This is a genomic window from Paenibacillus lutrae (genome assembly GCF_009757775.1).
Taxonomy (GTDB): domain Bacteria; phylum Bacillota; class Bacilli; order Paenibacillales; family NBRC-103111; genus Paenibacillus_F; species Paenibacillus_F lutrae.
In genome coordinates, this window is sequence record NZ_RHLK01000013.1 from 110,831 (window position 1) to 124,240 (window position 13,410).

Annotated in this window: 9 protein-coding genes; 2 read left to right on the top strand and 7 right to left on the bottom strand. The window is 51.1% G+C overall.

Annotated elements, in window-relative coordinates:
- The first annotated feature begins 214 nt into the window (after nucleotides 1–214).
- On the top strand, nucleotides 215–418 hold the full coding sequence (locus tag EDM21_RS18975; RefSeq protein ID WP_068777482.1) for a DUF2759 family protein: 204 nt from the start codon (nucleotides 215–217) through the stop codon (nucleotides 416–418).
- Nucleotides 419–594: 176 nt separating this feature from the next.
- Here the strand turns inward: EDM21_RS18975 and EDM21_RS18980 are convergent, their stop codons facing one another.
- The 6 genes from EDM21_RS18980 to EDM21_RS19005 form a co-directional block, all read right to left on the bottom strand.
- Nucleotides 595–1,563, bottom strand: a complete 969-nt coding sequence (locus EDM21_RS18980; RefSeq protein WP_157338020.1) for a sugar phosphate isomerase/epimerase family protein — start codon at nucleotides 1,561–1,563, stop codon at nucleotides 595–597.
- Between the two features lie 316 nt (nucleotides 1,564–1,879).
- Nucleotides 1,880–3,031, bottom strand: a complete 1,152-nt coding sequence (locus tag EDM21_RS18985) for an MBOAT family O-acyltransferase (RefSeq protein ID WP_157338021.1) — start codon at nucleotides 3,029–3,031, stop codon at nucleotides 1,880–1,882.
- A gap of 203 nt (nucleotides 3,032–3,234) precedes the next feature.
- Nucleotides 3,235–4,140, bottom strand: a complete 906-nt coding sequence (locus EDM21_RS18990; protein ID WP_166542092.1) for a hypothetical protein — start codon at nucleotides 4,138–4,140, stop codon at nucleotides 3,235–3,237.
- 13 nt (nucleotides 4,141–4,153) lie between these two features.
- On the bottom strand, nucleotides 4,154–5,353 hold the full coding sequence (locus tag EDM21_RS18995) for a class-II aminoacyl-tRNA synthetase family protein (protein ID WP_157338022.1): 1,200 nt from the start codon (nucleotides 5,351–5,353) through the stop codon (nucleotides 4,154–4,156).
- Between the two features lie 4 nt (nucleotides 5,354–5,357).
- On the bottom strand, nucleotides 5,358–5,609 hold the full coding sequence (locus EDM21_RS19000; protein ID WP_157338023.1) for an acyl carrier protein: 252 nt from the start codon (nucleotides 5,607–5,609) through the stop codon (nucleotides 5,358–5,360).
- A gap of 106 nt (nucleotides 5,610–5,715) precedes the next feature.
- On the bottom strand, nucleotides 5,716–8,913 hold the full coding sequence (locus EDM21_RS19005) for an FG-GAP repeat domain-containing protein (protein ID WP_157338024.1): 3,198 nt from the start codon (nucleotides 8,911–8,913) through the stop codon (nucleotides 5,716–5,718).
- Between the two features lie 207 nt (nucleotides 8,914–9,120).
- On the opposite strand from EDM21_RS19005, the gene EDM21_RS19010 reads away from it, so the two are divergent.
- Nucleotides 9,121–11,280, top strand: a complete 2,160-nt coding sequence (locus tag EDM21_RS19010) for a methyl-accepting chemotaxis protein (protein WP_157338025.1) — start codon at nucleotides 9,121–9,123, stop codon at nucleotides 11,278–11,280.
- A 266-nt stretch (nucleotides 11,281–11,546) separates the two neighbouring features.
- Here the strand turns inward: EDM21_RS19010 and EDM21_RS19015 are convergent, their stop codons facing one another.
- Nucleotides 11,547–12,932, bottom strand: a complete 1,386-nt coding sequence (locus EDM21_RS19015; protein WP_157338026.1) for a glycine--tRNA ligase — start codon at nucleotides 12,930–12,932, stop codon at nucleotides 11,547–11,549.
- Nucleotides 12,933–13,410: the final 478 nt, after the last annotated feature.

Consider the following 13,410-nt stretch of genomic DNA (forward strand, 5'->3'; position numbering starts at 1 on the left):
AAAGGTGGCAAAAGCGTATATAAACAATTATTATAGAAAGGACATAGATTACTTATAAACTAAAAAGAAAGGCGCTATTTGGCTAAAAAGGTGACAAACTTGTTAACATCATAGCTAAGGCCTTGCATCTTGCGGTTGATACGGATAACATAGAAAGTAAAAGGCTAAATCGTTTGGTTTAATTTGGTTGGAGATAAATGAAGGAGGTCTCTCAATGTTGTATATTGCAGAAGAGGCAGAACAGGCATCTACATTTTCCGGTTTTGATCCGTTTGTGATCATCTTTACCATTCTGATTGCAATCGGTCTGTTCCGCTTGTTTAAAGCACCCCAGAAGAATGTATTCGCGATCGGCTTTGCCATTGTAAGCCTAGCCGTATTCTTGTTCATAGATGTCATTATGATCAAGGGCTGGTAAGCAAGCAGCCGACTACAAATATGCGTAATTAAGAAGCCCCTTGTCCTTAGTAAATGGACGAGGGGCTTTTGGGTTTTGGTGAAACGGCATGCGGCAAGGAGAGTGGAGGACTATGGAAAGATGCTAGAGCAACTCGCATCGTCTCTATTCATCAGCATGCCCGGATAGTATGGCGACTAGACCCACCACATGTCGCCAAGAGGTTCTTTTATAAGAATCTGCTGGAGATTCTGAACAGCTTTGGTAAAGCCCTCGTCAATGGACATGAGGCCGTCCTCGTGCTCGATGCTCACGACATAGTCGTAACCGACCAGACGCAGTGCGCTGATAATGTCCGCCCATGTCTTCATGTCGTGACCGTAGCCGACTGTACGGAACTGCCAAGCGCGGTCCAGCATAAGGGTGTAGGACTGCATATCGGTGACGCCGTGTTTGTTCACATTGATCGGATCAATCGATGTATCTTTGGCATGGAAGTGATGGATTGCATTAGCACGGCCCAGGATTTGAACCGCCTGCACCGGATCGATGCCCTGCCACCACATGTGGCTGGGATCCAGGTTGGCGCCAATGACATCGCCAGCCGCTTCGCGCAGACGCAGCAACGTAGCCGGTGTGTGGACGGAGAATCCGCCATGCAGCTCCAGCGCGATCTTAATGCCGCGGTCCGATGCGAATTTACCGGTTTCCGTCCAATAGGGAATCACTTTCTCCGACCACTGCCAGTCTAGAATCTCTTGAAAATCGTTCGGCCATGGTGCTACAGGCCAGTTCGGATATTTGGCATCTTCATGGTCTCCCGGGCAGCCCGAGAATCCGACAACGACTGGAACCTCAAGCTTCTCAGCCAATTCCACCGTCCGGTAGAATTCATCGTGATATTGCTTGGCAATGGCTTTCTGAGGGTGAAGCGGATTGCCGTGGCAGCTCAGCGCCGAGATGGTAAGCCCGCGGGAATCAAATGCTTGTTTGAATGCTTTCAGCTTGCTTTCGTCAGCGAGTAATTCTTCAGGCTTGCAGTGGGCATTACCTGGATAACCGCCGGTACCGATTTCAACGGCTTCAACGCCTTTTTCTGCGATATAATCGAGTGTTTCTTCTAGAGGCTTTTGTCCAAACAGGACAGCAAATACGCCTAACTTCATATGGTTACACCTCCACGAATTTTAAAAAGAACGCGCGTACACTTGTTATTATAGCACCGCTTTCCAAGGAAATGAAGCGTCAGTTCCTGCTGAATATCAAATGAGGCTTAAGGATACAATTATTAATTGAACAAGGATCAATAACAAATGGAAGATAAACCAAGTATTTCACAGCGGTGGGCAAACCATTCCTAAGGAACTGGCATCTGCTGTCCAGATTGGAATGAAATATCGCCCGGCTCATGTGCAGCGGCAGATATGAACTTTAAATGCAGCCCCTAATAATTAATAAAAAAGCTTTTCCGCTTGACCGTTCTTAGAACGGCAAATGGAAAAGCCCTTTGTAAATACGCATCACTCTATCGTAATCGTTCATGTTGATAATAATCGCGGCCACAACCAGCACCTGGGTAAGCAGGCAGCGGAAGTAGAAATAAGGCTTGGATACTTTCCTGCGGATCACTGTCGTTTTGCCAAGCAGGTTCTCAATCGCAATAATTACACCATGGTACACCCCGTAGATCAGGAAGAGCCACGAGAATCCGTGCCACAGTCCCATCAGCGTCATAATCAGGATCGAAAGTCCGGCGGTCATCAGCTTGGATGGCGTTTTGCGCGAAAAGAAGATGAAAATATGATCCCGGAACCAGTCTCCGAGGGTTGCATGCCAATTACGCCAGAACTGGGTGAGAGTAGGGGACGTGAACGGCTTCTTGAAATTCTCCGGAATCGTAAAGCCCATGAGCCGACCGAAGCCGACCGCAATGTCCGAGTAGCCTGAGAAATCCACGTAGATGAGCAGGTAGAACCAAATCATTAAGAATATACTCTGGTGGGTATGTAGTTCCTGCTTCATTACGATGTTGAAAATATCGGTCATCCAGACGACAACCACGACTTTCTTGAACAAACCCAGAATGATCCGTTTGACTCCAAATTGAAATTCGGCGGAATCGACACGGTAAGGTTTTTTCAGATCAGCCATAAAGTCGCGGAATTTCAGGATCGGACCCGAGGTGAATGTCGGTACGAATAAGATGTAATTCACATAATCAAGCAGTTTGACCTGCCCTTCTTTTCCGAAAAAATAAGCGAAATACAGCGCATCGATAACCTTCAGCACATTAAAGAGCAGTCCAAGCGTCATTAAGCCGTCCGCCAGAAAGGAACCCTCGGTGTTTTTGCCGAGCATGTGAAACAAGACGACCGCGCCTATATTCGCAAGAATGAATAAGGCGAACGAGAACTTTCGCCAGACGGGTGTCCGGCATAGGTAGACGAACATTACATAATTGACAACGGTATAGATGAGGTAAAAGGTGAACAGCTTGCCGCTCCATAGAAACAGGAAGCCGACATTGAACAGCAGCATCAGAATGCGCTTGTTCTGCGGCCATTTTCTTGTCGCCATCAGCACGAACACCATGCCGCACATGGCTAGCAGCGCGTTCATGTTCAAATAAAACATAGCAGGACTCCTTAATAAACGGAGAATCGGTAGGCAGGGTCTACAGACAGGCAGGCCAACAGACAAGCGTGTAAGCAGACCCGGAACTTAGCTTGCAGCGTCCAAAACTTGGGGCTGGTCACGGCCTTCTTAGAAGCCTTCATAAATAAACAATCCCTGTCCGGTGAAATAAATCAGTACCAGGTAGAGCATGAGGAGATAGATTAAGATTTCTGCGGTTTTCTTAAAGAAAGAAGCCATGCGTCAACCTCCTTCGTAAACACCGGAGCGCCTTCTTCCCGGTTAAGATGGACCAGGTCATGGAACAGTCGGGGTTCGTACCGGTCCATAAGGTCGAGTACAGGCACGTCTGATGCTTGCAGACGGCTGTTCACTTCCTGCTTCATAGCCTCGGTATAAGGGGGCTTCTCGTGTCCTTGAATGAAAGGCATCCAGACCACGCGCAGGGGCAGGTTCCGCTGTTTGCTGTAATTAATGACCCACTGGAGGGCTTCTACATTGTCTTTCATATCCGCAAGCGTCATCCAATTGTACTTCTCGTTATAGCGAGCCCAGTCCTTCACAAGCTGATCGGAGCTTTCCCGGCCGTAGTAAAGCTCTTTGTCGATCCAGCGCGGTTGATAATCGAGGCTCCCCTTCAAAGCAAGATTACGTACGAATTCCGTACCCGTATCTAGGAAATCTGCCCGGTACGCATATACATAAGGCTTGTACCAAGGTTTGTGCCACGGAAACCGGTAGTCGGTATCCATCTTATCCAGCATCGTATGCACATCGATCCCTATGACAAGCTCGCCCTGCACATTATAAAGTTCGCGCTGAAGAATTTCCTTCAGATCGGTTAATTTCCCCAGGGACATGCCCATTTCGACGAGCTTAACAGAAGATTTGTCTTCCATGTAAGCCCCCGTTACAGCGGAGTTCCCGTAGAAAACAGCCCCTGTACGCGACCAGTCGTGGTGGTACAGCGTTTTGGTAAAATCATCTTTGGCAAAACGTCGGCTCGTCTCCATCGGATTCCAGAACATCAGTCCGATCTCGGCGAGTACAAAAATAAGAAGCAGCCCCAGGACGAAGCTGTTCTTCTTAAGAAAAGCGGGTATGTTCACGCGCTATCACTCTTTATATGGATTTTTCTTGCCAAGCTGTATATTGCTCACGGAACGATGTCGGCCAGTTGGCCTGATCCATTCCGTACTGGGCCAGGAATGCAAATGCCCAGCGTTCAATGCCGAAGCCTACACAACCAGTAACGGCCGCACGCTTGCCGACTTTAATGTCGAAGGCGTTGCCGAATGTGTTGCTGTGGAAGTTAACGGAGCTGCACGCAATGGACTTATCCAGATAAGGAATCGTCAGGCGCAGTTCGTACTTCATCTCCTGGTTGCGCTGGAACGAAGCTTTAACTTGGAAGTCATTCGTGAAGAAGGGATCGTTAGCGATCTCAAGCAGGCTGTCGACTTCCCATTCAACGGCAAGTTCTTTTAAGTATTCAATCGATTTCAACCGGTTTTCTTTAACGAAATCCGGCTTGCCTACAAAAATAATTTCCCGCATGGAGAAATCGAGCAGCCGGCCAAAGTCGCTGTGGTTCTTCGATTCGAAGCGGTGGCATTTGGCGATGGCTGTTACCACGATGCCTTCACTATCGAGTGTCTCCCCCTGGAGGCCTTCATAGCAGTGGTAGCAGGTCGATGGATTCATCGTAAACTTCGGCTTCGGCATGGTGGCATTGAGATCGAGCGGAAGCTCGTCTTTCCAGCCGCCGGTTTCGCGGATCGAGTCAGAGAAGGACTCAATAACGTCCAGATCTTCACGCAGATGCGTCAGGAAATGGATGTGTTCCGGAAATGAGGTGAAATGGTTTGTTTTGTTGAGTGTCTCGGAATGAATAACAGCCGGATAATGCTCTTCCTTAACATCGAACCGGTTAGCGATCTTGGTCACGAATGAATAGTCAAGGAAACGCATCAGCGAAGAGAAGGGCTCCCGGAATATAAAGAGGCCGGGCTCAAGCACTTTAATGCTTTTGCTATCAATCAGCTCGCGGATAATGTCTTCCTGATACGGAACGGCAACTTCATTGCGGAAAAGGATATTTTCCTTGAAGCCGAAATCTCCTTTGGAGAAACGCTCGATCAGACGTTCCACACGTTCCATAATCGCTTCGCTTCCTGCAGGAGATGTATGAACAATGCGAAGCTGTCCGTCATTCAGTGTGATTTCTTGAATATGTTCATCCACGAAGGCGGATGCGTATTTGACCTGGCCGTGTTGGCTCTCGTGGAGTCGCTCCAGAGATATAGTGCATTCCGTGGTCATGGTGTTACCTCCCGGTTTTCGTGGAAATGAAATGTGCGATTTCTTGAATAGTGTTCATGGGATACAGCATCAGATCCTGATTAGTCACCTGAATACCATAAGTTTGCTCGATATGGGCAATCAGTGCGGTTGCGCCCATGGAGTCAATGAACCCGTAATCAAACAGATGTACGTCTGTACCGAAATCCTCGTCGTCTGCTTCAATCTCATAGCGGCTGCGGATATGCTCTTCGAGCTGCTTGATGATATCTTCCATGTAAATGTAGCCTCCTAAAGTCATGCGGAATTTATAAAAGAAAGTTGACAGGCATCAGAGCTTCAGCTTCTGATGCCTGCAACGGCAACATGTGTAGCTAACTTCATTATTGGGGATTTCCCAAAGAAATGGAAAGGGAAGTTTTGTCCCCGTAGCGGGTTATTGTGTACGTGCTTGTCTTCTCGTCATGCCTAATCTCAACATCCTTAGGGTTTCCGGGAATCGATAGACCCTGTGGACTGTAGATCTTGATCTGCTGCATGCCTGCAGCCTGAAGCTCGAGTTTCCAATTGCCGGTCTGGCCTGCGTCCAGCGCGAACGGCACATTAGATCGGACGATATGTGCCTGCTCGGCTCCTTTGCCGATATGAAGCTCTGCATCCTTCCCAAGGCCAAGATACAGCTTACCCTTCTGCTCCGTGTACACGAGCGCGTCGGTAGTTAGGGAGTAAGGCGCGTATTTCTCGCCTTTCTCAATCACAACGCCGGACGTATTCGTATATTCAGCTGCCTGCTTCGGAACTTTGGAGGTGTCTGCCCCCAGCCGGAGAGACAGATGCAGGCCTTTATCGGACAGACGGTCTTTGACGTTGTCGATTACATAATCGGCCCAGCTCCGGCTGACCGTGATCCGGGTTGTTAAAGTCGCCAGAAACGAACGCGCCATCTGGGGCTCCGTCATGAAGTTGTAATCATGCTGAGTGCGGATTTCATCCAGATAAGAAGCGAAAGTCTCCAGGTCTCCTGCGCGGTCCGGGAAATGATATTCGATATGTTCGAAATAATCAATCGGCATATCTCTTTTCACATACGAATCGTAGATGTCCGTTGTGGAGTTCGCGCCTTCTTTGCGAAGCACGGGAGCCGGCGTGTAGATGAGCATAGGCTTCTCGGAACGGCTTCCATCAACGTCCTCAAGAAGAAATGGCAGCCCCCATATATAATCGGTGCCAAGCCGTGGCTCGGTAGGCGTATGGGACGGTGTAAAGCCGAAATTGAACCATATATCCTGATCCCGCTCATTGCTAAGCGTCTGCAGCCGGTCCGGGAAATTAATCCGCCATGTATGCTGGTTCGTTCCCGGCATCACCCACGGAATCCCGAGCTTCTCAAACGCCTGCTTATGCAGGGCGAGTTCTTTCTTTTCCTGATCATCGCTGAAAAAATTATGGACGAATACGTGCGGATACAATTCCAGATGATTGTCCTTGGTGTACTGCAGGAACTCCTGCAGCTGTTCTTTGTAAGGGAAATCCGGCGAATCCAGCGGAATCGGGGAACCGAATTCCAGCTGTCCGACGACGAGGTCGATGACGCCGTCGCCGTTCACATCGTGCCATACCGGCACGGAGTTGTGTCCTCCGACCAGGGCATTCGTCCCCATCTGATTCAGTGTGGTGCCGTTTACCGTCCCCTGGTCGGTCCAAGTTCCGCCGCTTTCTTGGCGGAACACGCGAAGATCTCCCTCGTTGCTGCCGACAACGAGGTCCGCTCTGCCGTCGCCGTCCATGTCACGGACGGACGGCGCGGCGTATTTCGCCCCGACGCTCAAGAGTTCGGCGGGGGCGGAGAGCCGCAGCGCGCCTGCCTGCGGCGCGCGGTACAGCCAGACCTTGCCGTCCGCATCGCCGACGAGCAGGTCTGCGGTACCGTCGCCGTCGACATCACCGACGGCGGCCGCAGCCGGTCCGGGCACACGGATGGGCCCGGCGGGGTCCTGCAGGGCGGTTAGCGGAGCGAACCGCCCGCTGCCTTGGCCGAGCGCGATCCGCACGGCCCCGGTGGAGTCGCTGACGATGAGGTCAACCTGACCGTCAGCGTTCCAGTCCGCCGCATGCACGGAAGCATGCGGGCCGGTCTGCAGCGGCTGTCCGCCGTCCAGCAGCAGCTTCTCGGGCTTGCCGTACGCGTCCGGCAGCTTCAGGCCAGCCGGCGCGGAGTCGCGCTCGTACATCTCGGGCTTCTGGCCGAGATTCGGATACACATAGATGTATCCGTCGCTGCTGCCGGCAAGGAGGTCGTCCCGTCCGTCTCCGTTCAAATCGGCGAACGCCGGTACGAGCCGGTGCGGCTTATCCAAGGCGTCCGCAAGCGAGCGGTAGTCCGGATATTCCGCGAGCCGTACAGGCCCGCCTTCAGCCTGCAGATGCATGCCGCTGCTGTAATAGGATGCCGGCTTCTCGCCGCTGAACGCCGGCTTCTCATTGGTTCCCTCGTTGAGCTGCACCGTGGCGCTTTCTTTCCACTGTCCCCAGTAGAATGCGGAGCGGACAAGGGAGTACGAGGGAATCTGGTTGTACTTCTTGGTCAGCTCGGCCCATTGAATGCCTTCTTTATTCTGGAAGGCGGGCATCGCTTCAAAATGATTCTGGTAAGCCATTGCAGGCCGTCCGTAAGGACCGAGTATTTTGGTGGCGCTGTAGCCGTAAATTTCTTTGGATACATAAGACACGAATTCGGTACGTAGCTGAGCGCCCGCTGACGAGAAGGCGAAGTGGAAATAGGGCTCCAGCTTCAGGTCTTTCTTGTCAAAATAAGTCGTGCCGGGATCAAGCTGCCGGTTCTTGTTGTATTGAGTGACGAGGCTGCCGAACCCCTGCTTAGGGTCCATACCGCTGGTCAAATCATAACCCGTTATGAAATAGCGGTTTGGCAGGAACGTACTGGTTAAGAGAACCGTGCCTTTACCATATTTGTTGCGGGCTACAATGGCTTGTCCGTCGAGCATAACCAGAGGCTCCGCTGTCGAAGGGTCCAGACCGTAGCCCCAGTAGAATCCGGGCATGCTGTCCATGGATTCTCTTTTGAAGAAATTATCGCTAAACAGTTTCATGACTTCCTGCAAGCCTTGAACGTTGGTCCCGACTGCGGGGTATTCGAATTTGGGCTTGGTCTGGGGAGCTATAAGCTTGGTTTGATAGGCACCCAGGAAATCCGAAGGAAACATACTGGCGAAACTATTGTCGAGTAGCAGATGGCCGCCATTTTCCACATAATCTTGAAGTTTCTTAAGGTGGCCTTTATCCGGGATATTGGCAAGTCCGGTATCCGGGACAACGGCGTCGTAAGCGCCGAGCTGACGGTCCGACAATGTGCCGATCGGCTTCCGCTCTACCTTCAAGTTTGCTGCTAAAGATTGCTGGAACTGCCCGAATGCCGCTGTATCGAATTGATCTCCATTCGTCGCATACAAAAGGCGCACTTCTTCCTTTTTGGAAGTCAGGACAGCGGCTGCGCCGATCAGTACAAGCAGAGCGATTATACCGAACACTGCTGCAGTGTAACGTTTTTTCGACAAATTCATCCCTCAATTATGTGTATGATCCATGCCATTATAGCACTTCTGCCGGGGTTTGTTAACTTAAGAGACGGAGGGGGATCGGTCTGTATCAGAGCGGTGCAGAGGCGTGCAAATAGAAAGATAATACCGAAAAACATGTTCATAAATGGAGTCGCCCTCGCCGATATATAAAGAAGATGATTATTTACAAACTACAGATGGGGAGTTGCTATGGAAAAAAAGTGGAAGGAAAAGCTGACCGAGGGAATGCAAGGTGCTTCTCAGAGCCTCAAAACAAAACTTAGAGACATGAAGCCGGCACAGCCCGAATCGCTTTCATCAGGCGGGGGAGACAATAGAGTCCCTCTAATGAAAGCAGTTGGAACGAAACTGTTCATTATCTTTTTCTTAAGTATACTGATCGCGGTAGGGATTGTGGGGACCTTATCGTACCAGACTTCCAAGAGTGTCGTAAAAGAGGAAGTATCGAAGGCAGCTTATCAGACAGTGGTTCAGACTAGTAAAAAAATCGATTATATCTTCAAGACTTACGAGAAGATGTCGCTGGACATTATGATCGATCAGGCGATTACGAGCAATACCGAGAAACTCCTCGGCAATCTGAGCGATGCAGATGCTATATCCACCCGTATGAGCATCAACACGGCTTTGGAGAAGTACTCCCGGACGGATGAGAAAATCGCCGGTATTTTTGTAGTTCCGGCTGATGTAAACGGCAAGGTTGCGGGTTTTATGCAGGAGTCTCTGGTCAAGGAGAATGAGGCGGTTATTCAAAAAGCCGTGAAGGAAGACGGAAGACCCGTCTGGATGGATTCCAAAATAAACGGCTATTTCTCGCAATTGAACTTTCCTACGTTTTCCGTTGCCCGTCTTATTAAAGATTCAGCGGGTAAGGGAAATTATGTCGTTTTCATAGAGATCAAAACGCAATATTTAAATGAGCAGCTCGAAGAGATTAAAATTGGCGAAACAGGCAGAATCGAGATCATGAATCAGCAGAATCAATGGATGGTTCTCGGTGATTTGGGGAAAATCGGCCAGGAAGCCGACATTAAACTGCCGGTCAATGAAGCCGATAAGAAGATTCAGAAGGAAGGCCAAGCAACGCTGGGTAAAGCGGGAGAGAATAACCTCGTTGTATATAATACAAGCAGTCATACCAATTGGGTCGTATACGGTTATGCACCGATTGACGAAATTACAAAAAGTGCCAATGCTATCTTCAATCTGACCTTGTGGGTTGCGATTATCGCCGGTCTGCTGGCGATCGTCCTGGGCTGGTTGATGAGCCGGATGATCGGCAAGCCGCTCGTTGAGCTGGGCCAATTGATGAATGAGGGCGAGAAGGGCAACCTGGCTGTACGTACTTTGTTCACTCAGCGGGCCGATGAGATCGGGCAGGTGGGCAAAAGCTTTAACGGGATGATGAGTAAAATTACAGATCTCGTGAACCAGACCAACCGCTCTGCCGATAAGGTGTTGGAGACAGCCCGCGATCTGACGGATGCGTCCAAGAAGACGGCTCTGTCGGCAAGGGAGATTGCAACGGCGACGGAAGATATCGCGGGCGGGGCGACGAGCCTTGCCGTTGCGGCCGAGAACGGGAATGATCTTAGTACGCAAATCTCGGAGCAAATGAAGTATGTTATCGAGAAGAACATCCGGATGGCGATAGCAACCTCCGAGGTGCAGCAGATGAGTGAGCGGGGCATAGAGCAGATGGATGACCTCACTCAGAAGACCAAGCAGAGCGAACAGCTCACGCAATCGCTGGTAGAACGCGTAGACCGTCTCAAAACGACAACGGGATCCATCCGTAAAATTCTTGATGTATTGACGAAGATAACAGCGCAGACGAACATTTTATCCCTGAATGCGGGAATTGAAGCTGCCCGTGCCGGAGCGGCAGGCAAGGGATTCATGGTGGTAGCCAGCGAAATCCGTAATCTGGCTGATCAGTCGAGAGGCTCGATTGTCAGTGTGGCGGAGATTACGGAAGAGATTCAGCGTGAAATGGATGCCACGGTGAGAGCACTGTCCGATGCGTATCCTTTGTTCCGTCAGCAGACGGAATCGGTTGAAGAAGCGAACCAGATGTTCTCGGATGTGAAGACCCAGATGGACAACCTGCTTATCCAGTTGGATGAAGTATCCGGCTCCATCACAGATTTGAATGCCTCGCAGCTCACGCTTGCGGACGCGATGACCAATGTCAGCGCCGTTGCGGAAGAATCGTCCGCGACCAGCGAGGAAGTCGCTTCGCTCAGCAGCGAGCAGCAGAGTGTCAGTGAAGGGCTAGTCCGTCTGTCCGGGCAACTGGAAGAGGTATCGAACCAGCTCGGCGAATCCTTGTCGAAGTTCAAGGTGTAGATTTTAAAGTGCAGTTGGCAGGTATAGACAACTTGCAGCTTGTCCACCATGCCAAGCTATAAGAATTTGCCTGCCAGGAAGTTCTGTTACTGCTTGTGAAAAAGCCGTCAGGCCTCGCACCGTTACGGTGTGTCAGGATCTGCGGCTTTTTTAATAACAGGCGTATGAAGGGCTCTTATCCAGGCTTATAGAGAAACAGCCCTCCAAACTCTATCGAATAGAGGATTTGGAGGGCTGTTCCTGGTTATAGGCTGCAGCAGGGTGAATTAAAATTGAAGTTTCGATTCAATGAACGCCTTCAATTCGCTGATCGGCATACGGGTCTGCTCCATCGTGTCGCGGTCGCGGACCGTCACTTGGCCGTCCTGCTCGGAATCAAAATCGTATGTGATGCAGAAAGGTGTACCGATTTCGTCATGGCGGCGGTACCGTTTACCGATCGAACCGGTATCGTCATAATCGACCATGAAGCTCTTCGCCAGGTCCGAGAAGATCGCTTGCGCGCCTTCGGACAGCTTCTTGGACAGCGGGAACACGGCTACCTTGAAGGGAGCCAGTGCCGGGTGCAGGTGCAGCACGGTACGGCTGTCGTCGCCTTCGAGCTTCTGCTCTTCGAATGCATCGATCAGGAACGCCAGAGTTACGCGATCTGCGCCAAGTGAAGGCTCGATGCAGTAAGGAACGTATTTCTCATTACCGGCTTCTTGGTCAACATAGTTGAAATCCTCGCCGGAATGCTCCATATGCTGCTTGAGGTCGTAGTCCGTACGGTCCGCAATGCCCCAGAGCTCGCCCCAGCCGAACGGGAAGCGGTACTCGATGTCCGTTGTTGCATTGCTGTAGTGGGACAGCTCGTCGTCGGAATGGTCGCGCAGGCGGATGCTGCCTTCTTTGACACCCAGGTTCAGGAGCCAATCGCGGCAGTAAGCGCGCCAGTACTCGAACCATTTCATATCTTCTCCAGGCTTGCAGAAGAATTCAAGTTCCATTTGTTCGAATTCACGCGTCCGGAACGTAAAGTTGCCCGGCGTGATTTCGTTACGGAAGCTTTTGCCGATTTGGCCGATGCCAAACGGGAGTTTTTTGCGCATCGTACGCTGTACGTTCTTGAAGTTAACGAAGATACCTTGCGCGGTTTCCGGGCGCATGTACACGACGTTGGAGCTGGATTCCGTTACGCCTTGGAAGGTCTTGAACATCAGGTTAAACTGGCGGATATCTGTAAAATCGCGGCTGCCGCAGTCCGGACATGCGATTTCGTGCTCATCCATCAATGCTTTCATCTGATCAAATGACAGGCCGTCTACGACCAGTTCGATGCCTTTGGCATCTAAGGCGTTCTCGATGATTTTGTCCGCGCGGTGGCGTGCTTTGCACTGCTTGCAGTCGATCATCGGGTCATTGAAGTTGCCCACGTGACCGGATGCAACCCATGCTTGCGGGTTCATCAGGATAGCGGCATCCAGTCCCACGTTGTATGGAGACTCCTGGATGAATTTTTTCCACCATGCACGTTTGACGTTGTTCTTCAGTTCAACGCCCAGCGGGCCGTAATCCCACGTGTTGGCGAGACCGCCGTAAATTTCGGAACCCGGGAAAATAAAGCCTCTGTGCTTGGCGAGTGCTACGATCTGCTCCATGTTGACGCTCATTAGTATTCGCTCCTTTGATTGGATAATCGGTTGTGTGTCGTTCGGCGCTTGCGGCCGTTATGCTGCCGGGGCAGGGGGATGATTCCAGACTGAACTGCAGCGATCCGGGCAGGCCGAGCATTTCTCCGAAACGCCAGGCTGCCGCAATCCGTATCAGACCGCAGTCCGCGGGCAATCGAAAAAGCCCCCAATCCCACAGGCATCCTACATGCCTAGGGACGAGAGCTTGAGCACCCGCGGTTCCACCCTAGTTGATCCGCCGCCTCTGCCAGGTGAGCAGGTTGTGACATTTCGCGAATCTCCATCTCATGCCGGACATGTGGTCCCGGCTGCTAGAAGATCCGCCTGAGAATGTCAGGCTGACGCATCCACTTTTCCGCACGCGGCTCCGGACTGCCTTTTCTCTGACTCCTTGCCTGGGCTTGCACCATCCCCAGGTCGCTGAACATCGAAGGAAAATCGGATACTATTGGTCCTT